Here is a 22,411-nt window from a genome sequence, read left to right on the forward strand (position 1 = left end):
TCAATTTTAAGAATTCACCAATAGCTAATATCGGCTAAGATAAAACAGTCACTTGTTCAAGTTTTACGTGCTAGCGTATGAAATGAATTAGACTATTGTGTATCGCCACTTGGTTAAAAGCTTCAAGCCTTTATTATGGTCTCAATAAGAGAGACAACGAATAATAATTACAATCTGGAGATAAAAACTTCTGTTCAGTTGTTTTCTACCTCTTCCACGCCTTCAGTATAGCATGATATGTAAACGTTTGCAAGGGATTATTTTGCGTATTTTGCTAAAAATTGCTTGACCGCGCGTGCATATAAAGCCGGATTGTGCTCATAGGACTTGGCATGCTGGGCCCCTTTGACGATCAAGAGCTGCTTTGGCCCCCGGCTGGCCCGGTAATTTTTATAAACCATCTTAGTTGGGACAAAGGTATCCTTGCTGCCATGGATAAAGAGCATGGGCCGGGTATTCTTCTTCAGCTGGGCAAGGCTTGAGGCCTGGGCCAAAAAGTAGCCGGCTTTTAACTTGGTAATCCCGCTCAAGATTTCCACCAGGGGAAAACGGGGAAAGGCCGGCATATTGTAAAGGGCTTGGGCTTCGTGCTCGATTTCATTTTTAGCACTGGTGTAGCCGCAGTCTTCGATAAAGCATTTGACCTGCTTAGGCAAGTTTAAGCCGGAGGTCATCATGGTCGTGGCCCCGCCCATGGAGACCCCGAAAATCACGATCTTGCTCTTTTGGCCATTTTTCTTGATCACCTGCTCGGCCCACTTCTTGACATCATTTTTCTCCAGCCAGCCGTAACCGACATACTTGCCCTGGCTTTGCCCATGAGCTTCCGCGTCTGGCAAAAGGGTGTTGTAGCCCAGGGAGTGGAAAAGCTGGGCATAGGCCCCCATATTTTCCTTGTTGGACATGTAGCCGTGCAAGATAATCACGGTTTTAGCCGAGTTTTTAGCTGGAATATAATTGGCCCGCAGGAGATAATTGTTCTTAGCCGACCGCAGCTGCCAGTGCTGCTTTGTCACCTGCTTGTACCAGAGCTTCTGCTTGTACTGGGGGGTGGACTTGGTCAACTGCACCGTCCCGTTGGTCACGAAGCTTTTCTTGCCCGGCACCACGGCCATGTTGAAAAAGTAGTAGCCGGCCCCGGCCAAGGCCAGGGCTAAGACGGCTAAGAGGCCCCCTAAAATTTTGACCAGGCGGTAATTGCTTCTCTTTTTATTCTTCTTTTTCACCAGTTTCCTCTCCTCTTTCCCTCTTTATCTATAGTTTCTGTCTTTTTTATCGCTTTGCTCCTTTATTTTAAGCAATATGAACAGTATACCACAATAAAAAAAGAAAGGTTTATCCATGCTGCTTGAAGATTTTTTACAGCTCCTGGCTGACCTGGGCGGGCAAAATGTCCTCTACCTGCAGGTACAAGACCAGACCCTCCCCCTCAGTAAGTTTGTCTTGGCCCGGGAAGACTGCCAGCTATTGTGCGGCGGGCAGGCAATGACCCTGGCTAAATTCCGCCAGCTGACCGGCAAGGGGAGCAAGTCCATCCCCCTCAGCTTCTGCTGGCAGGAAAAAGAAATTCCCGTCTACGGGGTCCAGATCCTGCCAGCTGAGGGCAAGATCATCTGCAAGTAACAAAAAAGCGTAGAAAAAAGAAGTTGTCTGGTCTTCAGACAGCTTCTTTCTTTGCGTATTTCACTTGCCGGCTGGCTTCTTCTTGCCTTCGCTTTCCAGCTTCTTGCCCAAGTCAATGATGTACTTGCGCAAAGCATCCTTAGTTTCCGGGTGACGGAGACCGTATTGGATGGAAGTTTCCATGTAGCCTTCCTTGTTGCCAACGTCAAAACGCTGGCCCTTGAATTCGTGGGCGAAGACCCGTTGGGTCTTGTTCAAGGCGTCGATGGCGTCAGTCAATTGGATTTCACCGCCGGCACCGGCCTTTTGCTTGTCCAACATGTCAAAAATTTCCGGAGTCAGCAGGTAGCGGCCGATGATGGCTAGGTCACTTGGGGCCTTGTCAACGTCTGGCTTTTCCACAAAGGCCTTAACGTTGTACATGTCCGGAGCAGTTTCGCCGATTGGGTCGATGACACCGTACTTGTTGACTTCTTCATGCGGTACCTTCATAACCGCGATGGTTGAAGCGTGAGTTTCATCGTAGCAGTCGATCAATTGCTTGGTCAATGGCGTCTTGTCTCTCATCAAGTCGTCGCCTAGCATAACCACGAAAGGTTCACCGGCGATAAAGCTGCGAGCCCGGTTGACGGCATCCCCCAAGCCATTTGGATGCGGCTGCCGGGTGAAGTAAAGGTTAACCTTCGTGTTAGACATGGTGGTTTCCCGGACCAGCTTCAAAAGCCCGTCCTTGTGCTTTTCAGTCAAGTTGTCTTCTAGTTCCGTGTTTGAGTCGAAGTGGTCTTCGATTGACCGCTTGCTTTTGCCAGTAACGATCAGAATGTCTTCAATCCCTGAATCCATGGCTTCTTCAACGATAAATTGAATAGTTGGCTTGTCAACGATTGGCAGCATTTCCTTAGGCATGGCCTTGGTTGCTGGCAAAAATCTGGTTCCCAAACCGGCAGCTGGGATGATCGCTTTTCTGACTTTCATGTATTTACATCCTCTTTTCTTAACTTCACACATTAATGAAAGCATTTTAAATGCAAGCGTATAATAACATATTTCTAGAAAAGAATCTAGTAAACCTAGACCAATCTTCCTAAAAAAGGAAATTATTTTTTCCGCCGCTTGGCGATAAACTCGGCCAAAGGTCCGTTAGAATAGGTCGCTGGCCCATAGCGCAGCTGGTCCAAACTGACATTGACCGCCGTACCAAAAAGTAACAGGATGGCCAGGAGATTGAGCCAGAGCATAAAAATGATAAAAGTTCCAACTATACCATAATTTTCCCACTTAACCGGAAAATTTTTCAAGTAGAAGGAAAAGAGATAAGACAGGGCTTCCCAGCCGGCCACCGTCACGATGCTCCCGGGCAAAAGAGCCTTCTTGAAGTGAACATTGGGCGCTACAGCGTTTAAATAGTAGACCCCGATCAACATCAAGACCAGCAAAACCAGCCAGCGGTAGCTGGAGAGCTTGTCAATCCAGGCCAGGGGCAGGTTAAAGTAAGGAGCCAGGAAATGCAGGACCTCCTGGCCAAAGACCACGACCAAGGCTAAAAGAATGAACATAGTGACCATCAATGCACTGAAGATCACGGTCAAGGTCCGGTTCCAGATAAAGTGCCAGAAGCCCAGCTTCAGTTCCTTATTGTGGACGCCATAGAGGCGGTTCATCCCGATTCTGACCGCGTTCACCATACAGGACATGGACCACAGGGCCATGATCGCACCGAAGGAGATGTAGCTGGTCGAATTCGACTTGAGCAGGGTATCGACGATCGGGATGATATAGCGGGCCACGTCACTTGGAAAGATCATTTCCAAATAATCAGCAATCGGTCCCGTGGCCAGGTGAAACCAGGGCAGGGCGTTACCGACAATGATAACGATGGGAAAAATTGAAAACAGGATGTAGTAGGCAATCACGATGGAACTTTGAAAAATCTCCCCCTGGGAAACGACCGAGGAAAGAGTTGTAAGAAAGCGCCGGACCCCCTTTTGTCCTGGCTCAACTTTTTCCGCCATGCCTAGTCTTCCATTTCGTCAAAGTGCGGAATGTACTTTTCCAGGCCGTCGTATGGCTTTTGCAAAGTCAAGATCTTCGGGCCGTCCTTGGTGATGGCAAAAGTATGCTCGAACTGGGCTGACTTGGACCCGTCCGGGGTTGCGTAGAAGACCCAGTCGTCATTCGGGTCGTCAACCGTCTTTTGCAAAATCCGCCAGTCCCCGCCGGCTTCCACCATTGGTTCAACGGTGATGGTCATCCCTTCCCGCAGGCGCAGGCCGTGGCCGGCCTTGCCCCAGTGAGGAACTTCCGGGTCTTCGTGGATGGATGGCTGGATGCCGTGGCCGATCAGTTCCCGGACGTCGCCGTAGCCTTCTTCATCCTCCACATAGTGCTGGATGACAGCCCCGATGTCCCCGATCCGGTTGCCAACTACGGCTTGGTCGATCCCCATGTACATGGCCTTCTTGGTCACGTCCATCAAGTGCTGGTCTTCTTCTGAGATTTGGCCGACCCCGTAAGTGGTGCAAGAGTCGGATTCATAGCCGTTCAAGTTGCAGGTTACGTCAACCTTGACCAAGTCGCCTTCCTTTAAAAAGACATTTTTGCGGGGAATGTTGTGGGCAATTTCGTCGTTAACAGAGATGCAGGTGCCGTACTTATAGCCTTCAAAACCTTGTTCTGACAAGCGGCCGCCCCGGCTGGAAACGAATTCCTGGCAGAATTCTTCAATGTCCCAGGTGGAGATGCCTGGCTTGATCACGTCACGCAGGGCCTCAAACATGGTCGCCAGCAAGTGGCCGGAAGCCTGCATGCCCTTCAATTCACGAACAGATTTAATAGTAATCAATTTGTTTTTCCTTTCATAATGAAGTAGTTTGTCTTCACTATTATAACCTTTTTTAAAAGTTTGCTAAAGTAGCAATGCGCCCGATTCGCCAAGCCGGGGCAAATCGTGTATAATACTCTAGAAATTGTTTTTTGGGAGCTTAACTTATGAGAGCAAAGATTGTTTTTGCCAGCATGACCGGCAACGACGAGGACATGGCCGAAATCCTGGAGGAAGGCCTGCTGGACCAAGGCCTGGAAGTAGATTCTTCTGACGTCAGCTTCACTGACGCCAGCGATTATTTAGACAGCGACCTGTGCGTCTTTATCACCTACACTTACGGGGAAGGCGCCATGACTGACGAAATTGCCGACTTTTACGACCAGCTCAAGGAGCTGGACTTGACCGGCAAGTCTTTTGCCGTCATGGGTTCTGGCGACAAGACCTACAAGGAACACTACTGCGAGAACGTTTTTGACTTTGAGAAGGCCTTCCTGGCCTGCGGGGCCAAGGAACTGATTCCCCCGCTCACGGTTGAAAACGCCCCTGACGATGACGATATCGCGCGCATCGATCAAGCTGCTGAGGAGTTGGCGGATAAATTAAATGGATAAAGATTTTAACCGGCGGCGGGCTTTAGGCGAGCAGATCTTCAAGCGCCACCGCAATTTATGGGTCTACATGTTCTTTGGCTTTATCGCGGCCTTGATCAACACGGTTGTCTTCATGTTCATGCATGACTTTTTGCACACCGTCTTGGTCATCGACAACACGATTGCCTTTATCGTGTCCAACCTGGTCTCCTTCTGGTTCAACCACAAGGCGGTCTTCACCAAGAACGTGGACCATGAACACAAATTGTGGCAGAAGCTGCTGTCCTTTTTTGCCTACCGGATCATCAGCCTGCTGCCGGACACCTTGATCATGTGGCTGGGGATGACTGTCCTGGGCTGGCCAGCCTTGATCGTCAAGGTCATCGACCAGATCCTGGTCGGCATCTTCAACTACCTGACCACCAAATCAGTCTTCGAGAAGCAGGAAAAGAGCCTGAAGAAGCGGCTGGAGAAGAAAATAAAAAAGCAGTGAAGCTGAGCTTCACTGCTTTTTTATTCGTGCAAGTTGGCCAATCAAGAAAAGTCGGCTGGCTTGAGGCCTTTTTTGCCGGCAAAACACCAGGCAATATCATCTAAAATCCGGTCGCTGGCCTGCCCGTCCCCGTATGGGTTCTTAGCTTCAGCCATCTGCTGGTAAGCAGCTGGGTCAGTCAGCAGCTCCAGCATGGCTGCCTTAACCGCGTCTTCTTCAGTGCCAACCAGTTTCAAGGTTCCGGCCTTGACCCCTTCCGGCCGCTCGGTCGTGTCCCGCAAGACCAAAACCGGCTTGCCCAAAGACGGGGCTTCTTCCTGGACGCCGCCAGAGTCGGTCATGATAAAGTAGCTGCGCTTGGCCAGGTTGTGGAAATCGACCACGTCTAAAGGCTTGATCAAGTGAATCCGGGGGTCGCCGCCTAAAACTTCCTTGGCTGCTTCTTGGACTCTTGGCGAGAGGTGAACCGGGTAGACAATTTCAACGTCGTCAGTTTGGTCGACCACGTCCTTCATTACCTTGAAGACCCGCCGCATCGGCTCGCCCTGGTTTTCCCGCCGGTGCATGGTGACCAGGATAATCCGCTTGCCCTGGCCGATCTTGTCTAAGACTTCATGCTGGTAGTCGGCCTGGACGGTTTGGGCCAGGGCATCGATGGCCGTGTTGCCCGTGACAAAAATATTTTCTTCCGGGTGCCCTTCTTTTAAAAGGTTGGCCCGGCTGACAGAGGTCGGGGCAAAGTAGAGGTCGGACAAGACATCGGTCAGTTGCCGGTTCATCTCTTCCGGGAAAGGAGAATACTTATTCCAGGTTCTGAGGCCCGCTTCAACGTGGCCCAGGGGAGTCTGCTGGTAAAAGGCAGCCAGGCTGGCGGCAAAGGAAGTCGTCGTGTCCCCGTGGACCAGGACGATATCCGGCTTTTCTTCCTGGATGATCTGGCTTAAAGCAGTCAAAACCCGGGTGGTGATGTCAGCCAGGGTCTGCTGGGGCTGCATTATGTTTAAGTCGTAGTCCGGCTGGATTTTGAAAATCTCCAGGACCTGGTCCAGCATTTCCCGGTGCTGGGCGGTAACCACAGTAACTGCCTGGAAGCGGTCGTCACTGATCAGCTTGAGCACCAGGGGGGCCATCTTGATGGCTTCTGGCCTGGTACCGAAAACGGTCATTACTTTAATTTTCTGCATACTTAATCTCCTTAGCAAATTGCTAACTTAATCATAGCAAAAAGGCGCGAAAGCGGCGCATTTTTCATAAAATAATCGATAAATCATTTTTGAGGTGAACTATGACAGTCAATATTTTTCCCCTCCTGGGTGACAGCCTCTTGATCGTCCTGGCCGGCTTCGGCCTGGTCTACTCCTTTGACGGGTCCTTGGGGCAAAAGACGCGGCGGATTTTAAGAATTGCCAGCCTCCTTTTGCTCCTGGCCATCATCCCCTTGACCATTTGGATCCTGCAGCATCCCCTGCTTATCAATTGATGAGGCGGGAAAAAACTGAATAGCACAAAAAAACAAGGGATCAGTCCAGCTGATTCCTTATTTCTTTACTCTTTTTACTGTATTATTAGCTGTTCGCCTTGGCTTGGTGCTTTAATTCCAGCTTTCTGAGCCATGGCAAGAGGGAGCCAGTCCCGAAGAGGACGATAACGGTGATGATGTTCATCCAGAGCTGCTTGGTCCATTGCGGACTTTCAAAAGTAACGTCTTGCGGCAGGAAGCCCATCGTCGCGCAGATGAAGGTGAAGATGAAGCACCACCAGCCGACCGCCAGGGCCCCCTTGTTGTTTCTGATGAAGACGAAGTCGTCCTTGGCAAAAGTCTTGTGCCGGTAGCGGAAGGCTAAGAAGGCCAGGAAGACTACGGAAGTCTTGTACGGGGATACGATCCCGTTCAGGTTCAAGAGCCAGTTAAAGATATCGTTGATTTCCGGCAAAGTCCCTGACAAAAGCAAAAGGAAGAGAGTGATGCTGCAAGTCAGCACGTAACTGTTAACAGGCAGCCCATCCTTGTTCTTCTTTCTGAGCCAGCTTGGCATGTACTTTTCAGAAGTGTCAGAGGCAAAGACCCGGCTGGCGGCGTCGATCAAGGCGGCCAGGTCGGCCATGAAGTTCAAGAGGCAGACGATGGCGTACATGTACATGAGGCTCTTGCCCATGCCGGCTTCTTCACCCAGAAGCTGGAAGGCATAGAAGGCCCCGTTCATCTTAAAGTCGTGCGGGATGTGTTTAGCGTCAAAGAGGACGGCCAGACCAAGAGTTTCGGTCAAGGTCATGAAGACCGTCATGGCAAAAAGCATCCACATTGACTTCGGGAATTCCTTGCGGGGGTTCTTCAGCCGGGTAACGTAAGGCGCGGCCAGTTCCGCCCCGGACATGGCAAAGATCAAAAGGCCAGTCGTGGAGAAATAGTGGACGCTGAAGTTCGGCTTAAAGCTGGACCATTCCATCTTGGTGGCGATGTGGCCGCCGTGCATGAGAGCCCAGATGATCAGGATCACGAAGATCACGGACATGGCGAACATGGCAATCCCCCCGATCAAGGACAGAAGGTCCAGGGAGTTTTTATATGCACTTTCGCACAAGATAAAGATCAAGATGATGACAAAGGTCAAAAGGCCGAACATAAAAGGTGACATGTGCTTGCCTAAAGTGTTGTTGCCCAGGATCATCCAGGAAATGGAAACGATGATGGAGTTGGACACGTCCACCAGGTAGGGCACGGTTTGGGCCCAGTACATCCAGCTGGTAGCGTAGCCTAATACGTCGCTGCCCGTCCCCCGCCGGATCCAGGAGGCCAGGCCCCCTTCTTCAGTATCCTTGTAGGCCAGGCCCAATTGGGTGGCGATCAAGGTATATGGCAATTGGTAGCAAATCAAAAGGAAAATCCATGAAAAGATTACGGACAGACCTTGGTTTTGGTATGGGTAGAAAACATCTTCAAAGCGGATGATGGTGACGAAGTCGAGCATCGCCAAGGTCATCCAGGCCATGTAGTGTTTTTTTGGGGTTTCTTCAATCATTCTGTAAGTCAAGCTCCTTATTGGTCAAATTGTCTTAAGCGGCAATTTGCCTGGACGGGGGCTTATTTTGGCGCTTTAAAAAGCTGGTCACTGCACCGTCTCCAATCAAAAAAGTGTCGTTTTCATTTTATTCCTATTGTTTTGAAAATTCTATAGCTTTTTTAATTTGATAAAAATTCTTTCAAGCGTTAAGTGAAAGTTATCCACATACCGGTCATTAGCCAACTTTTAGTAAAAAATATTTGGTTAATTTGCTCTTGGCAAGAAAAGCAGGCCTTTTTCGTGCAAGTAAATGCGCAAAAAGTAAACATCACTCAATGCGTCAATTAAGAATGCTTTTTGGCAAAAAGAGCTTGAAAGTGTATAATCTACCTATGCATACTACAATTTTTTTATAAAGATACTGAATTGAGTGGTACGCGCTTTTATGAAAAATGCCAAGTAACAGAAAGGAACAGATATGAAAAAGTTTTTGCGAATAACCGCGACACTTTTGTCCGCTGCAGCTATTCTCGACTCTTTGTATTGGCTCTTTGTTGGCCATTCCTACTTTAGAGTTGCCTTTCTTAAGCTGACCGGCGGTAATGGCATCCCCGGCTGGCTTCAAATCGCGGTCATCGCCGGTATCCTCTTGTTTCTCTCTCAATATGACTGGTTCTTTGATCATTTTCTCCGCGATGAACGTGACCGCAAGTACAAGTAGCAACTTCCATCAACCCATGAAATAGAAAGGAATTTTTCAATGCGTTATCTAGCAATCGCTGCTAAAAAAGAGCTTCTACCCTATCTGCCAATCGACTGGCCCAGAACTGAACTGACCGAGCTGGTCAACCCCGCAAGCCTGGCTGCCGTAGTCATCGATGAAAAAGACAGCCGGTCCCGGGGCATCTACCAGACCATGAAGGAAAAGCTGGGTCTGGACTTGCCCTTGATCGAATTTACTCCTGAGACCTCTCCAGCTGAAATCAGCCGCTTGGCCCAGACCTACGAAGAAGCCAACGTTCCCCGCTTCATCCGGGAGCTGACGGCTTTTTCTGACCAAGACGACCTGGTCTTCGATACTCCTGGCCACCACAACGGCCGCTTCTACGACCGCCACCCAGCTGGAGCAGTCTTGCGCAACTTCTTCGGTGACAACTACTTCAGAGCCGATACTTCTGACTGCGTCTCAGAACTCGGCGATATGATGAACCACACTGGCGGGCCCTTAGAAGCCCAGCAAGAAGCAGCTAAAGCCTTCAACGCCGACAAGGTCTACTTCTGCACCAACGGCACAACCAGCGCCAACACTATCTGCACCACCGCCCTTTTAGATGAAGGCGACCTGGTCCTTTTTGACCGCAACAACCACAAGTCCATCTACAACAGCGCCCTGGTCATGACCGGGGCCAAGCCGGTCTACCTGCCAACTGACCGGAACGCTGACGGCTTGATCGGGCCTTTGACCGCCGCCAGTCTTGATGAAGGCTTGATCCGCCGGGAAATCGCCAAGGTCGCCCCTGGCCGCGCCAAGGCTGACCGGCCTTTCCGCCTGGCGGTTCTGCAGCTGGAAACCTACGACGGCATCTTCTATGACGCCAAGCTTATCTTGAAAAAGCTCGGCCGCCTCTGTGACTACATCCTCTTTGACTGCGCCTGGGGCGGCTATGAACAATTTGTCGACGTCCTCAGAGACTTCTCTCCTTTCCAGCAGACCTACGGCCCCGATGACCCAGGCATCCTGGTCACCCAGTCCGTCCACAAGCAGCAAGCCGGCGTGGGCCAGGCCTCCCAGATTTTAAAAAAAGACAGCCACATCAAGGGACAAAAGCGCTACGTCGACCACAAGCACTTTAACCATGCCTACATGAAGTACGTTACGACCAGCTACTCCTACCCGGTCTACGCTTCTCTTGTCGCTAACAGCGCCATGGCTGCTTCACCGGCCGTTAACAGCTGGTGGAACGATACGGTTAAATTAGGCATCGACTTCCGCAAGCGCCTTTTAAAGGAAAGCAAGCTCTTTAAGCCCCTCGTTCCCCCAACTGTCCACGGGCAAAAGTGGGAGAACCTGCCAACTGATGTCTTGGCCCAGGACCCGGAAGCCTGGAAACTGTCCCCAGATGATGACTGGCACGGCTTCAAATTGCTTGCTCCGGGTGAAGTTGCCCTAAGCCCGGTAAAAGTCACCTTGATGACGCCCGGCATTGACCTGGCAAAAGCTGCCTTCACCGAAGAAGGCATCCCTGGCGCCATCGTTTCCCTCTACCTGCATGAAAAGCACATCATCCCGGAAAAGTCCGACAGCTACTCCACCCTCTACCTGCTCACGCCAGGCGAGGGGCAAGTCGATATGAACGGCCTTTTCTCGGCCTTAATGGCCTTTGAAGAAGCCTACTTGACTAAGGCGCCCCTGTCTGCCATCATGCCGGAATTAGTAGCCCAGTACCCTGACCGCTACGAGGGTTATACCCTCTACCAGCTCTGCCAGGAGCTCCACCACTACTACCAAGAGCATGAGATCTTTAAGCTCCAGCAAGCTCTTTTCCTAAAGGACAGTTTCCAAAATTACGAGCTGACGCCAAAAGAAGCTGACCGCGAATTCGTCCACGGCAACAGCGAACTGGTCAAACTGGCCGACGCCAAGGGCCGGATGGCCTTGGAAGGCGCCCTCCCTTACCCGCCTGGTGTCTTCATCGTGGCACCTGGTGAACGCTGGCAGGACCTGGACGTTGCCTATTTCCAAGTCTTGCTCGGCGCTGCCCGAAAGTTCCCGGGACTTGATCCGGAAATCCAAGGGGTCTACCAAGAGGACGGCGAAGTCTGGGCTGAAGTCCTTAAAGAATCTTAAGCTGACAAAAAACGTTGACACAATCGTGCCAACGTTTTTTCTATCTTCTGAACTATTTTCTTTATTTTTTCTTTTTTCCCTTAGTCGCCAAAGAGAACTGACTTGACCGCGTTGGTCACGGCGATCTTGTCATGGGCGTAGGTCAAACCGCCCTGCATGTAGACAGCGTAAGGCGGACGGATCGGGCCGTCAGCTGAGAATTCAACCGTTGACCCGGAGACAAAGGTCCCCCCGGCCATAATGACTTCATCTTCGTAGCCCCGCATGTGGCTTGGAATTGGGGTAACAAAGGAGTCAACCGGTGAGTTCTTCTGCACTTCCTGGCAGAACTTGATCATCTTTTCCTTGTCGTTGAAGGTGATCAGTTCGATCAGGTCAGTCCGCGGGGCATCCCACTTAGGAGACACGTCGAAGCCCAGCTTTTCCATCAAGGCGGCTGAGTAGATCATCCCCTTGATGGCTTCCCCGGTCACGTTTGGCGCCAGGAAGAAGCCTTCGTAGAACTCATGCAGGCTGTTTAAGGTTGGCCCTTCTGAGTCGCTGATCCCCGGGGCAAAAAGCCGGCTGGCTGCCCGGTGGATCAAGTCTTTTCTGCCGACGATGTAGCCACCAGTCTGGGCAATCCCGCCCCCGGCATTCTTGATCAAAGAACCGGCCATGAAGTCGGCCCCATATTCAGTCGGCTCATGCTTTTCCGAAAACTCCCCGTAGCAGTTGTCAACGAAGATCAAGGACTGGGGACTGACTTCCTTGATAAAGTCGATCATTTCCTTGACCTTAGCAACCGGGAAGCTTTCCCGGGTGTCGTAACCCCGGGACCGCTGAATAGCCACGATCTTCGGCTGGTCCCGCTTTAAGATCTTTTCCCCCTCTTCAAAGTCGACGCTGCCGTCTTCTTTTAGCGGCACATAGGAGAACTTGACCCCCTTTTCAATCAAGGTGCCGGCCTTGTCTGGGGTAAGGCCGATAGCGTGCTGCAGGGTGTCGTAAGGCATCCCCGTCAGGTAAGTCAAAGTGTCGCCTGGCACCAGGTTGCCGTCAAGGGCGGTTGCCAGGGTGTGGGTCCCGGAAACGAATTGCGGCCGCACCAGGGCGTCTTCAGTGTGGAAGACCTGGGCGTAGACCCGCTCCAGCTTGTCCCGGCCTTCATCGTCGTCCCCGTAGCCGTTGGTCCCCTTCAAGTCAGATTCAGCGACCGCGTTGTCCACGAAGGCTTCCAGGACCTTGGCCTGGTTGTAAATAACCTGTTCGTCGATTTCATGCAGGCGGCCGGCGATCTGCTCGTCGACTTCCTTAACAATTTTTGCTAATTCTTCTGGTAAATTGTTCATCAAAAAATCCCTCTGTTTGTTCTTTGTTACTTACCTATCTTAAACCAAAAAGGCAGCTTTTTAAATAAAAAATAGCCTTCCATGCAATTATGGAAAGCTATTTGCAAAAGTTCTATTGTTCGCTGGCTGCCTTTTCCGGCAAGATCAGGTTCAAGAGAATCCCGAAGACCGTAGCCAAACCGATGCTGGTCAGCTGGAATGAGCCGATCTTGAGGTAGGTGCCCCCGATCCCGATAACAAGGATGACGGAAGCGATGACCAGGTTTCGCTTCTTTTCAAAGTCGACCTTGTTGTCAACCAGGATCCGCAGGCCGTTGGCCGCGATCATCCCGAAGAGCAGGAAGGAGATCCCCCCGATAACCGGGGTTGGGATGGATTCGATCACCGCTGACACCTTACCGACGAAGGAGAAGACGATGGCGAAAAAGGCTGCCCCGCCCAAAACGAAGACGCTGTGAACCTTGGTCATGGCCAAAACGCCGATGTTTTCCCCGTAGGAGGTGGTTGGCGGGCCGCCTAAAAAGCCGGCAATGATGCTGGAAAGACCGTCGCCCAGCAGGGTCCGGTGCAGGCCCGGGTCTTCAAAGAAGTTCCGCTTGGTCAATTTGTTTAAGACCATGATGTGGCCCATGTGCTCAGTCATAGTAACAAAAGCAATTGGCGCCATAGTGATGATGGCGGCCGGGTACCACTTGAACTTGTAACTGACGCCTAAAACATCAAAGGCGGGCAAAGAGAACCACTTGGCGCTTTCAACGCCGGACAGGTCAACGATCCCGCAGAAGAGGGCCATGAGGTAGCCGCAGATGATCCCCAGCAAAACCGGTATCATGCTCGGGAAGCCCTTCAAAAACATGTTGAAGATAATGGTAATAACCAGGGTAAAAATCGCTACCCCGAAGTAAGTCAGGCTGTACTTGCCGCTGGCGTTGAACATGGCGTCGTTAGCCGCGGTCGTCGCTAGTGACAGGCCGATAACGATGATGATCGGGCCAACCACGATTGGCGGCAGGATCTTGTCCAGCCAGCGGGAACCGAAGCGGGCGATCAAGAGGGCCACGATGACGTAGACCAGACCAGCCGCGATGGCCCCCTGCCCTACGGCCGGGTAGCCGTAATTTTTCATCAAGGCCTGCATAGTAGCGATAAAGGCAAAAGATGAGCCCAGGTAGGCTGGGATCTTCGCCTGGGTGCAGAGGATGTAGACCAAGGTCCCCACCCCTGAACAGAAGAGGGCGATGCTTGGGTTTAAGCCGATTAAAAGCGGAACCAGGACGGTCGAACCGAACATGGTGAAGAGGTGCTGGATTGAGAGCAGCAGCCAGGGACCGAACTTCGGCTTGTCCTGGACGTCCAAAACCGCTTCAGGGTTCCGGAATGTCTTGTCTTCTTTCAAAAGAAATCTTCCTTTCCAAATACTGGAACCCGGAACAGAAATGTCCTTGTCAGCCTCACGGGACTGAATTTAAAGGTTCCTTAACAATTGACTACTTTAGCCTACTAATAATATTATTTTTTGTCAAGGAAGACGAAAAAGCCGCGGCTGACAAAGCTTCAGCCGCGGACTTGAACTATCTGAGGAAAAATATGGTTTATTGGAATAGATTAAGGAGTATTTTAATGACAATTAATGGGCCGGACTGATGAAGTATTCCGGCTTGCAGATCTTGGTCCAGTCAACGAAGATCTTCTTCATCAGGTAGCCAACCGCGAATGGCACGACTACCCAGACGATGACCAGCACCAGCACGTTGTGGAAGCCGGCATTGTAGGCTGCTAAAGGAGAAACCGCCCCGATCAAGCCGAAACCACCGGAAGCCGGGGTCCCCTGCATGCCAAGGATTGGCACGGAGAGAGTTGAGATGCCGCTGTTAAAGCGATCGGGATCCCGATCACTGGGTATCTCAGGAAGTTTGGCATCATCATCTTGATAGCGCCTAAGAAGATAGCAACTTGCACACCTGGCTTGTCAACCTTCATGGTTGCCCAGAAGAGGAAGCTCCCGGCCTTTGCAATGCTTTTCGTCAACACTTTCATAATTTTCTTATTGAAGAGCAAAAATCCGCTTTCTTTTTCTGGATACTTTATTTTCTTTGAATTTTTGTTAAAAACCAGCATCTTTTACCAAAATTAAAAGCAAAGAGCAATAAGCTAAGGCGGAAAAAAATATGAAAAAAGCAGCAAAAGGCAAAAAGAAAACCCCTCACTTCCGTGAGGGGCAGATATGACCCGGGCGAGATTTGAACTCGCGACAACCTGGTTTAGGAAACCAGTGCTCTATCCAACTGAGCTACCGAGCCATACAACACATTTTATTCTACAAAAAATGTGTTGAAAAAGCTAGTGCTTTCGCTTAAGTCATTAGTATTGCGGCATGAAAAAGCGGCGGGGTTCATCCGTCTGCCCAATCTGGTCAGCCGCCTTGACAAAGGGCAACCAAATCAAGACCGCGATGACCAGGTTGACCGGGGACAAGACCAGGGCCCGCCAGTCATAGTTAGTGGCCAGATAAGGGCCGATGACCGGGGGCATGATATTAGGCACCGAAGCCTGGACCCGGTTGATCCAGCCCAGCTTGGTCGCCAGATAAGCCAAGGAAACATTGGCTAAAGGAGCCAGGGTAAAAGGCAAAAAGCAGACCGGGTTCAAGATGATCGGCAGCCCGTAGAGCATGGGCTCATTGACGTTGAAGACAGCCGGAGCCAGGGCCACCTTGGCCAAAGTCCGCTGGTCCCCCCGCTTGGAGGTCAGCAAAATCGCGATGACTAAAGGCAGGCAGACCCCATTGACGCCAAAGACCACAAAAGAAGTATTGGTCCACAAATACGGGATCTTGTGACCGTTAGCCGCCGCCAAAAGGTTGGCGTTTTGGGCCGTAGCCCAGATCGACCCGACAACCGGAGCTAAGGCACTGGCCCCATTGATCCCGAAGAACCAGAAGAGCTGGGTCAAAGCCGTAATAGCAATCACCATGATAAAGCCCTGGCCCAGTTTCAAAAGTGGCAGCTGGATGATCTCTAAGAACCAGTCGCCAAAATACTGGCCGGTAATGGTCTGGAAGAGATAGTTCAGACCGCCCACGATAAAGAGGGCCAGCATGACCGGGATCGCTGCTTCAAAGGCCGCGATCTGGGCCGGGGGCATGGCCGTATGGATATGCAGGCCCAGCCGGGCCTTGACCCCCAGGATGTACAGGGCCACGCCCAGGCCGCCAAAAAGAATGGCCGTAAACATCCCTGTCGTTGACAGCTGCTTGATGTTAAAAGCCTGGTCCAGCTTAATCCGCTTATTCCCCTGCATGAGGTAGGAATAGTTGGCGATGCTCATCATGAAAGAACAAAGAGCCGTCATCGCCCCGGCCAAGGGGTCCACCTCACAGGCCTTGGCCAATTGGTAGCCCCAGCTGAGGACGAAGAAGAGGGCAAACATGGCCACGCTCCCCCGCCAGACGAAGTTGCAGATGGAGATCGATGGCTGCATGAGCTGGTAAAAAACATGCCAGCCCCAGTTGCGGTTGGCGGCAATGATGAGGCTCTTGATTAAAACCGCCACCGACCCGGTCAAACTGATCGGCAGGGTGGAAATAAAAGCATCCCTGAGGGCCACCAGCCAGCGGACCGAGGCCAGATTATTGGCCAAGGGCAGCAGGTGCCGCTCCAGCCAGTCAATCACGCTATTCACTTTGCTTCTTCCCCTTCAGATAATGCGGGTGATAACCCTTGTTCTTGTTTTTCTTCTTGGACTTCTTTTTCTTCTTAACTGGCTGCTCAATTATAGCTGGCTTGTCTTTGTCTTCAGCCTTTTCCTTCTTGACCGGCTTTTCTTTACTCAAGTGGTAGCCGGCAAAGTAGACCCGGTCGACGGTCACTTCCCCTTCCAAAAGCTTCTTCAGCTTGCGCAGGTCGTGGTCGTTACCCAGAGACACCACCTTGCCTTCCTGCTGCATCCGGCCGGTTCGGCCTGCCCGGTGCATGTAGGTGTTGGCATCAGTCGGGATTTCGTAGTTAACCACATAGGTTAGTTTTGGAATGTCCAAGCCCCGGGCCGCCAGGTCAGTGGCCAAGAGCAGCTTGACCTTCCCCTTGGCCAGGTCCCGGATGGCCTGCTGGCGCTTGTCTTTTGAGAAATTATTGGCCAAAACTTCAAAGCGGGTCTTGCTGTGGGCAAAAATTCTGGCAAAGCGCAGCATTCCCTCATTTGAGTCAAAGAAGAGCAGGCCCCGGAAGCCGTCCAGCTTGCACAAACGCTGCAGGTATTCCAGCTTGTGCTCATTGTCCACCTGCAAAAAGACGTGTTCAGTCTGGCTGCCCTGGTCGGGGCGGACGTCGACTAAAAGGAAGTGGCGGGCAAAAATTTCTTCCGCCTCTTGGGTAATCTGGGATTCAGTGGCCCCAAAGAGGAGGATCTGGCTGGAAGAAGGCAGGTTCTGCCCTAAAGAACTCAAAAGCTCCAGCTTGGCGAATTCCAAAATGTCGTCAGCTTCATCGATCACCAGGGTCTTGATCTGGACCAGTTTAATCCGGCCCGAGGAGAAGAAGTCAAAGAAGCGGCCCGGAGTGCAGACCAGGACCTCACAATTGTCCTTCTTCAGCCGTTCGTCCTGTCTTTGCCGGTTGCCGGCCCCAACCAAGGCTAAAGTCTTCAGACCCAGGGCCTTGGCAAAAGGCAGGATGGCATTTCTGATCTGGACGGCCAGTTCAGTCGTTGGGGCCAAAATCACTAGGGAATTTTTCTCTCCCGGGATGACCCGCTCTAAAGCCGGCAGGGCATAGGCCAGGGTCTTGCCTGTCCCTGTCTTGGCCAAAGCGACCAGGCTGGCCCCATTCTTAATGGCCTCATAAGTCTCTTTCTGGATCAAGGTTGGCTGGCTCTTGCCTTCCTTTTGCAAAACTGCTTGAATTTGTTCTGTGTAAATCATTGTGCTAATTGTCCATACTTTTCTTTATATTGCTGGCTGGTCCCGATATAGGCATACATGACATTCTTGCAGCCGATCCCGCTGACTCCGGCCACGTGGCCCTTTTCCGTATAGCGCCAGAAGCAGTAGTCCAGCTTACTTGGCGCTGACGCCGAGGTAGCCAGGAACTTGCATCCCGCCGGAAAAAGCTTCTTGTACTTGACCGGGGCGTTGACCATAATCTCATGACTCTTGACCAGGGAATAGGCCAGCTTGCTCATCGCCGTTAAATTGGCGGCGCTGGGGTCATCTTGCCCGCTGTCCAGCAGGATGGGCAAGGCCCCCCAATGCCCAGCCGCCAGGCGCTTCGCCCGGGATAATTGCTTTGCCGCATTTTTCTCCCCTTGCACCTCAATGATGCTGCCATAGGCCAATTTGGTCTTGGCCACCTGCTCGCGCCTGGCGGCAAAATTCTGGTCAACCGGCAGATAAACGAAAGACAAGCCGCCCTTTTCCAGGCGGCTGAGGTCAAAATCTGCCTGGCTGACCTTCAGGCCGACCGCGCTTTGGCTGGCTCCTTTTGGCAGGGTCGTCTGGCTGGCATAATTGTACAGGCCATATGCCAAAAGGCTGATAATCGCGGCCAGCAGAATCAAAAGGGCCGGCAGTGTCGCCGGATGCTGGAAATGCTTTTTTTGCCCCATCGCTCAAAACCTCCTTCTACCATTTTAGCCGAGAAATCCGCCTAGACCAAGCAGAAAGATTTCTTGTATAATTTAAGGGTTAGACTTGTTTTACTGGAGGTATTTCGTGAAAAAACAGATTTCTTTTGGCCAGGCGCTGTCAACCGTTATCGGCTCAGTCATCGGGGCCGGGGTCTTCTTTAAGATCGGCAGCATCTCCCAAAGCACCGGGTCGGCCTCAGCCACCATCTTAGTCTGGCTTTTAGCCGGAGTCATCTCGATCTGCTCGGGCTTGACCGTGTCAGAAATTGCGGCCGCCTTGAATGTCAACGGAGCCATTGAATACCTGGACTACAGCTATGGCAATATCTGGGGCTTTCTCTTCGGCTGGGCGGAAATGACTGTCTACTTCCCCGCCCAGATCGCGGCTTTAGCTTCAATTTTCGGCCAGCAGTTCGTGGTCCTGGCGGGCCTGCCGGCCTCCGGCAGCAAGTGGATCGCTGCCGGCGTGGTTCTTTTGCTCTTTTTGATCAATATGCTGGGGACCAAGGCTTCAGCCTGGATGCAGTCGGTGATCACGGTCATCAAGCTCATCCCCCTCTTTTTGATCATCGTCTTTGCAATCATCCGCCCGCAAGTCTCCGTCAGTCTCTGGCCAGTTACGGTGGATAGCAGTGGCGGCTGGCTGGCCGGGATCAGCCAGGGGCTCTTGTCTGCCCTCTTTGCCTTTGAAGGCTGGATCGTGGTGACCAACCTAGCTAAGGAAATGAAGAATCCGAAAAAGGACCTGGCCCGGGCCATCATCCTTGGCCTCTCCTTGGTCACGGTCGTTTACGTCCTGGTCAATTACGCCTTTATGGCGGTTTTGCCTTTTGACAAGATCATCGGCAACGACAATACCGCCTACTACGCTTCTCTTAAGCTCTTTGGCCAGGCCGGGGGAAAAATCGTCACGGTCGGCATTCTCCTGTCGGTTTACGGAGCCTGCAACGGCTTTATGCTGACGGGGATGCGGACGCCATATATCCTGGCCCAGGCCAACCGCCTGCCCGGCTCTGAGAAATTGGCCAAGACTTCTGTCAGAAGCGGAGTCCCGGTCTTCTCCGCCCTTTTGATCAATGCCATCGCTTTGATCATGATCTCCCTGGGTAACTTTGAAATCTTGACCGACATGCTGGTTTTCGTCATGTGGACCTTCACCACCCTCCTGTCAGTGGCCGTCATTTTGCTGAGAAAAAGAGAGCCGGACCTGGCCCGGCCTTTCATGACGCCGGCTTACCCGGTCATTCCCTTGATTTCCATCATCGGGGGTCTCTTCATCATCGTGATGACCGTCATCAACCAGTTCGCCCTCTCCATGATTGGCCTGGGCATCACCCTCCTGGGCCTGCCGGTCTACTACTGGAAAAAGCTTCATTAGGGCAAAAGAAAATAACAGACAAAAAAATCAAGCAAAAATGGACCATCCGTATGGATGATCCATTTTCTTTTAGGAAAAATTAGTCGTGTTCGTGCTTGCTGCTGAATTCTTCAACGACTTCTGGCTTGATGACGCCGATGTAAGGCAGGTTCCGGTAAAGACCCGCAAAGTCCATCCCGTAGCCGATGACGAATTCGTTGCCCACGTGGGTGCCGTAGTATTCAACATCTACTTCAGTCGTCCGGCGGGCCGTCTTGTTCAGCAAGACGCAGCACTTGACTGAGTTGGCGCCGCGGCTGAGCAGTTCGTCCTTCATAAACTTCAAAGTCAAACCAGTGTCCACGATGTCTTCGACGATCAAAACGTCCCGGCCAGTCACGTCAGCTTCCAGGTCATGGGTTACCGTGATCTTGCCGCTGGATTCAGTCCCGTTGCCGTAGCTGGAAACGTCGATGAAGTCAATGTCGCAAGCCAGGTCCATTTCCCGCAGGAGGTCAGTCAGAAAGAAGATAGCCCCCTTCAAGGCACCAACAACCAGAACCCGCTTGCCAGCGTAGTCCTTGGTCAATTGCTGGCCAAGCCGCTTGGTCATTTCCGCGATGTCTTCTTCGCTGTACAACTTGTTATCAACTGCGTCATGAATACTTTTCATTAGGTTTCCTCGATTGCTAATTGCTTTCAAAATAATATATCAAGATTATACCATTATTTTAACAAAAAAGAACGGATTTTGCCTAAAAACCGTTCTTTTTTCTGAATCTTATTCTTCTTTTTTGGCTTGATCGTTTGTCTTTGTCCCTTCAACGATGAACCAGCGCATGAAACCTTGCTGGATATCGTCCAGGGTGAAGCGGAAGCCTTCCAGTTCTATTGACTCTCCCTTCTTCAAGTCGGGATACCGTTCCATCATATAGCCGCCGATAGTGATGATGTCACTGTTCTGGAAGCTCTTGAGGTTCTGGTGGAAGTAGCGCTCAAAGTCATAAAGGGTGGTCTTGCCGGAGACCCGGATATTGCCTTCGGCGTCCTTGATAATGTAGTCATCAGAAACGTCGTCGATTTCATCCTTAACTGACCCGAAGAGCTCTTCGTAAATATCCTTGTCAGTCACGATCCCGCTGGTGCCGCCGTATTCGTCGACAACCAGCACGATTGGAGTGTGCTTGCTGATCATCAAGCGGAGGATGTCCTGGATGGGCATAGATTCCGGCACGGTAATGATGGTCCGGTTGATCCTGGTTACTGGTACCCGGTCGTCAATCCGGCTCTGCTGAACAATGTCATAAGCGTAGACATAGCCGACCACATCATCTTTGTCATTTTCTCGCACTACCGGGAAGCGGCTGTAGCCGTCTTCCAGATACTTGTCTAGGGCAGTCTTGATGTTTTCGCTGGCATCTAAAACTGTCAGCCGGGTCCGGTCAGTCATGATGTCCTTAGCCGTCTTGTCGTTCAGCTGGAAGGCTCTTTCCATATAGGTCAAGTCTTCCTTGTCCAGAGCACCGCCATGCACCGCGTTCTTGCTCAAGCGGATGATTTCTGACTGGGAGTAGACCTGGTTTTCTTCATCGACCGGGTTAAAGCCCAGCATCTTTAAGATGCCAGAGGAGCTGACGTTCAAAAGCCAGACAAAGGGATAAACCAAGGTGTGGAAGAGCTGGAGGGGATTGACGATCCACATCAGCATCTTAACCGGAGCATCGATGGCGATATTTTTCGGCACGACTTCCGTCAAAACCACTTCCAAGTAGGTCAAGGCAATGACCCCGATCAAGGCTCCGACTGAGTTGACCAGATTTTTGGATATGGGGGTCAGGGCCAGCAGCCTTTCAAAAATGCTGGCGATGGTGTCCGCCCCGAACCAGCCCAGGATAACCCCGACCAAGGTAGTCCCAACCTGGGTGGTTGACAGGTACTCATTTAAATTTTGCGACATGTGCAGGGCCCGCTTAAGTTTCTTCACGTTCCCCTGCCCGTTGGCAATCATGTCCTCCAGCTGGCTGGGCCGGACTTGCACCAAGGCAAACTCCGCCGCGACAAAGAAGGAGGCAAAAACAAAGATCACACCGATTGCTAGTAAATTAATACAGATTTGTGTTGTCGTCACTGTAATTCACCTATTACTCCAATTGAACTATTTACCTTTATTCTATCATCATTTGCAGAGTTTTTTTCACGAACTACATTAATCCCGGAAAATATTAAACGGGCTGTCCGGGAAAATCCGGACGGCCCGTTTTACCTGCTTATTCTTGTTCTTTTTCCTTGTCTGCCTTAGCCTGCTTCTTCTTCTTCCGCTTCTTGTGCCAGATGAAGATGATGATCGCCAAGACCGGTAAAAGGATGGCGATGATGTTCCAGAAGAGGCGGTTCCGGATTCTCTCCTTAGCCTTGGCTTCGGCCTTTTGATTGTAAGGAATCCGGTGACCGGTAACCAGCAAACGGTGAGTGTTGATCATGTAAGGAGTGCAGGTCATCAAGGTGCAGAGGTCCTTGCCCTTGACAATCTTGAGCTGGTCGACCTGGGTCGGCTTGATGACCTTAATCTGGTCCACCTTGTAGGCCAGGGTCTGACCCAGATTGTGGACGTAGAAGACGTCCCCCTTTTTCATCCGGGGCAGGTCAGTGAAAAGGAGGCGGGAATCCCGACCTGTTTTACCATGTTTTCGCTTTTTTAGGTTCAGTATAAATTCTTGTGTA

At 51.4% G+C, this 22,411-nt stretch carries 21 protein-coding genes, 1 tRNA gene and 1 pseudogene; 7 read left to right on the top strand and 16 right to left on the bottom strand.

The features are described from left to right. Positions 1 to 257: 257 nt before the first annotated feature. A complete protein-coding gene (locus HMPREF3168_RS05270; RefSeq protein WP_035171345.1) occupies positions 258 to 1,226 on the bottom strand; it encodes an alpha/beta hydrolase in 969 nt (322 codons plus the stop codon). 115 nt (positions 1,227 to 1,341) lie between these two features. Between HMPREF3168_RS05270 and HMPREF3168_RS05275 the strand changes: the two genes are divergently transcribed. Further along, positions 1,342 to 1,623 carry a hypothetical protein gene (locus tag HMPREF3168_RS05275; protein ID WP_070488864.1) on the top strand — a complete coding sequence of 94 codons (282 nt, stop codon included), beginning with the start codon at positions 1,342 to 1,344 and terminating at the stop codon, positions 1,621 to 1,623. A 60-nt stretch (positions 1,624 to 1,683) separates the two neighbouring features. On the opposite strand, the gene galU is transcribed toward HMPREF3168_RS05275, so the two are convergent. From galU to map, 3 genes are all read right to left on the bottom strand, one after another. Further along, complete coding sequence (galU, locus tag HMPREF3168_RS05280) at positions 1,684 to 2,598, bottom strand: UTP--glucose-1-phosphate uridylyltransferase GalU (RefSeq protein ID WP_003612251.1); 915 nt, start codon at positions 2,596 to 2,598, stop codon at positions 1,684 to 1,686. Between the two features lie 122 nt (positions 2,599 to 2,720). Beyond that, entirely contained in the window at positions 2,721 to 3,635 is a 915-nt protein-coding gene (locus tag HMPREF3168_RS05285) for a YihY/virulence factor BrkB family protein (RefSeq protein ID WP_070488867.1), read from the bottom strand. A 2-nt stretch (positions 3,636 to 3,637) separates the two neighbouring features. Beyond that, positions 3,638 to 4,465, bottom strand: coding sequence for a type I methionyl aminopeptidase (map, locus tag HMPREF3168_RS05290; RefSeq protein ID WP_003612256.1), 828 nt, complete (start codon positions 4,463 to 4,465; stop codon positions 3,638 to 3,640). A 146-nt stretch (positions 4,466 to 4,611) separates the two neighbouring features. Here map and HMPREF3168_RS05295 point away from each other — a divergent pair, with 146 nt between their 5' ends. Beyond that, entirely contained in the window at positions 4,612 to 5,058 is a 447-nt protein-coding gene (locus tag HMPREF3168_RS05295) for a flavodoxin (RefSeq protein WP_002877968.1), read from the top strand. Next, positions 5,051 to 5,530: a GtrA family protein gene (locus tag HMPREF3168_RS05300; RefSeq protein ID WP_003612234.1), complete on the top strand. Its 480-nt coding sequence runs from the start codon at positions 5,051 to 5,053 to the stop codon at positions 5,528 to 5,530. Before HMPREF3168_RS05295 ends, HMPREF3168_RS05300 begins: the two co-directional genes overlap by 8 nt. A gap of 41 nt (positions 5,531 to 5,571) precedes the next feature. Here the strand turns inward: HMPREF3168_RS05300 and wecB are convergent, their stop codons facing one another. After that, entirely contained in the window at positions 5,572 to 6,714 is a 1,143-nt protein-coding gene (wecB, locus tag HMPREF3168_RS05305; protein WP_070488870.1) for a non-hydrolyzing UDP-N-acetylglucosamine 2-epimerase, read from the bottom strand. 101 nt (positions 6,715 to 6,815) lie between these two features. Here wecB and HMPREF3168_RS05310 point away from each other — a divergent pair, with 101 nt between their 5' ends. After that, positions 6,816 to 7,010, top strand: coding sequence for a hypothetical protein (locus HMPREF3168_RS05310; RefSeq protein WP_003611447.1), 195 nt, complete (start codon positions 6,816 to 6,818; stop codon positions 7,008 to 7,010). 85 nt (positions 7,011 to 7,095) lie between these two features. Here the strand turns inward: HMPREF3168_RS05310 and HMPREF3168_RS05315 are convergent, their stop codons facing one another. After that, entirely contained in the window at positions 7,096 to 8,550 is a 1,455-nt protein-coding gene (locus tag HMPREF3168_RS05315; RefSeq protein WP_003611526.1) for an APC family permease, read from the bottom strand. A gap of 460 nt (positions 8,551 to 9,010) precedes the next feature. Between HMPREF3168_RS05315 and HMPREF3168_RS09830 the strand changes: the two genes are divergently transcribed. Both HMPREF3168_RS09830 and HMPREF3168_RS05325 read left to right on the top strand, forming a co-directional pair. Further along, positions 9,011 to 9,253 (top strand): hypothetical protein, encoded by a 243-nt coding sequence (locus HMPREF3168_RS09830; RefSeq protein WP_003611511.1) that lies wholly within the window; start codon positions 9,011 to 9,013, stop codon positions 9,251 to 9,253. Between the two features lie 39 nt (positions 9,254 to 9,292). After that, positions 9,293 to 11,380: a putative ornithine decarboxylase gene (locus HMPREF3168_RS05325; RefSeq protein ID WP_070488873.1), complete on the top strand. Its 2,088-nt coding sequence runs from the start codon at positions 9,293 to 9,295 to the stop codon at positions 11,378 to 11,380. An 80-nt stretch (positions 11,381 to 11,460) separates the two neighbouring features. Here the strand turns inward: HMPREF3168_RS05325 and HMPREF3168_RS05330 are convergent, their stop codons facing one another. From HMPREF3168_RS05330 to HMPREF3168_RS05365, 7 genes and pseudogenes are all read right to left on the bottom strand, one after another. Next, positions 11,461 to 12,711, bottom strand: a complete 1,251-nt coding sequence (locus HMPREF3168_RS05330) for a methionine gamma-lyase family protein (RefSeq protein WP_003611533.1) — start codon at positions 12,709 to 12,711, stop codon at positions 11,461 to 11,463. Between the two features lie 112 nt (positions 12,712 to 12,823). Further along, on the bottom strand, positions 12,824 to 14,107 hold the full coding sequence (locus HMPREF3168_RS05335; RefSeq protein WP_003611493.1) for a uracil-xanthine permease family protein: 1,284 nt from the start codon (positions 14,105 to 14,107) through the stop codon (positions 12,824 to 12,826). A gap of 231 nt (positions 14,108 to 14,338) precedes the next feature. Then, positions 14,339 to 14,829, bottom strand: a pseudogene (locus HMPREF3168_RS10990) (PTS sugar transporter subunit IIC). A 107-nt stretch (positions 14,830 to 14,936) separates the two neighbouring features. Then, positions 14,937 to 15,011: transfer RNA gene (locus HMPREF3168_RS05350), tRNA-Arg, on the bottom strand. 61 nt (positions 15,012 to 15,072) lie between these two features. Next, a complete protein-coding gene (locus HMPREF3168_RS05355) occupies positions 15,073 to 16,392 on the bottom strand; it encodes a PTS sugar transporter subunit IIC (RefSeq protein WP_003611501.1) in 1,320 nt (439 codons plus the stop codon). Then, on the bottom strand, positions 16,385 to 17,629 hold the full coding sequence (locus tag HMPREF3168_RS05360; RefSeq protein ID WP_003611517.1) for a DEAD/DEAH box helicase: 1,245 nt from the start codon (positions 17,627 to 17,629) through the stop codon (positions 16,385 to 16,387). Before HMPREF3168_RS05360 ends, HMPREF3168_RS05355 begins: the two co-directional genes overlap by 8 nt. Then, entirely contained in the window at positions 17,626 to 18,312 is a 687-nt protein-coding gene (locus tag HMPREF3168_RS05365; protein ID WP_070488877.1) for a glycoside hydrolase family 25 domain-containing protein, read from the bottom strand. The genes HMPREF3168_RS05360 and HMPREF3168_RS05365 overlap by 4 nt, the downstream gene beginning before the upstream one ends. 106 nt (positions 18,313 to 18,418) lie before the next feature. On the opposite strand from HMPREF3168_RS05365, the gene HMPREF3168_RS05370 reads away from it, so the two are divergent. Further along, entirely contained in the window at positions 18,419 to 19,711 is a 1,293-nt protein-coding gene (locus tag HMPREF3168_RS05370) for an APC family permease (RefSeq protein ID WP_070488881.1), read from the top strand. Between the two features lie 79 nt (positions 19,712 to 19,790). Here the strand turns inward: HMPREF3168_RS05370 and hpt are convergent, their stop codons facing one another. The 3 genes from hpt to HMPREF3168_RS05385 all read right to left on the bottom strand — a co-directional run. Further along, positions 19,791 to 20,363, bottom strand: coding sequence for a hypoxanthine phosphoribosyltransferase (gene hpt / locus HMPREF3168_RS05375; protein WP_070488885.1), 573 nt, complete (start codon positions 20,361 to 20,363; stop codon positions 19,791 to 19,793). A gap of 108 nt (positions 20,364 to 20,471) precedes the next feature. Next, positions 20,472 to 21,818, bottom strand: a complete 1,347-nt coding sequence (locus tag HMPREF3168_RS05380) for a hemolysin family protein (RefSeq protein WP_070488888.1) — start codon at positions 21,816 to 21,818, stop codon at positions 20,472 to 20,474. A gap of 139 nt (positions 21,819 to 21,957) precedes the next feature. Next, positions 21,958 to 22,411 (bottom strand): sortase (locus tag HMPREF3168_RS05385; protein ID WP_246825685.1); only part of this gene is annotated, 454 nt, incomplete at its 5' end.

The sequence above is a fragment of the Lactobacillus sp. HMSC08B12 genome (genome assembly GCF_001808415.1).
In the GTDB taxonomy this organism is placed as follows: Bacteria; Bacillota; Bacilli; order Lactobacillales; family Lactobacillaceae; genus Lactobacillus; species Lactobacillus delbrueckii.

What these genes read in the sequence shown, in the direction of transcription:
- HMPREF3168_RS09830 (WP_003611511.1), top strand. Translation starts at nt 9,011, where the DNA reads ATGAAAAAGTTTTTGCGAATAACCGCGACACTTTTGTCCGCTGCAGCT.
- HMPREF3168_RS05330 (WP_003611533.1), bottom strand. Translation starts at nt 12,711, where the DNA reads ATGAACAATTTACCAGAAGAATTAGCAAAAATTGTTAAGGAAGTCGAC.
- HMPREF3168_RS05300 (WP_003612234.1), top strand. Translation starts at nt 5,051, where the DNA reads ATGGATAAAGATTTTAACCGGCGGCGGGCTTTAGGCGAGCAGATCTTC.
- HMPREF3168_RS05310 (WP_003611447.1), top strand. Translation starts at nt 6,816, where the DNA reads ATGACAGTCAATATTTTTCCCCTCCTGGGTGACAGCCTCTTGATCGTC.
- galU (WP_003612251.1), bottom strand. Translation starts at nt 2,598, where the DNA reads ATGAAAGTCAGAAAAGCGATCATCCCAGCTGCCGGTTTGGGAACCAGA.
- HMPREF3168_RS05325 (WP_070488873.1), top strand. Translation starts at nt 9,293, where the DNA reads ATGCGTTATCTAGCAATCGCTGCTAAAAAAGAGCTTCTACCCTATCTG.
- hpt (WP_070488885.1), bottom strand. Translation starts at nt 20,363, where the DNA reads ATGAAAAGTATTCATGACGCAGTTGATAACAAGTTGTACAGCGAAGAA.
- HMPREF3168_RS05275 (WP_070488864.1), top strand. Translation starts at nt 1,342, where the DNA reads ATGCTGCTTGAAGATTTTTTACAGCTCCTGGCTGACCTGGGCGGGCAA.
- HMPREF3168_RS05295 (WP_002877968.1), top strand. Translation starts at nt 4,612, where the DNA reads ATGAGAGCAAAGATTGTTTTTGCCAGCATGACCGGCAACGACGAGGAC.
- HMPREF3168_RS05365 (WP_070488877.1), bottom strand. Translation starts at nt 18,312, where the DNA reads ATGGGGCAAAAAAAGCATTTCCAGCATCCGGCGACACTGCCGGCCCTT.
- HMPREF3168_RS05360 (WP_003611517.1), bottom strand. Translation starts at nt 17,629, where the DNA reads ATGATTTACACAGAACAAATTCAAGCAGTTTTGCAAAAGGAAGGCAAG.
- HMPREF3168_RS05315 (WP_003611526.1), bottom strand. Translation starts at nt 8,550, where the DNA reads ATGATTGAAGAAACCCCAAAAAAACACTACATGGCCTGGATGACCTTG.
- wecB (WP_070488870.1), bottom strand. Translation starts at nt 6,714, where the DNA reads ATGCAGAAAATTAAAGTAATGACCGTTTTCGGTACCAGGCCAGAAGCC.
- HMPREF3168_RS05285 (WP_070488867.1), bottom strand. Translation starts at nt 3,635, where the DNA reads ATGGCGGAAAAAGTTGAGCCAGGACAAAAGGGGGTCCGGCGCTTTCTT.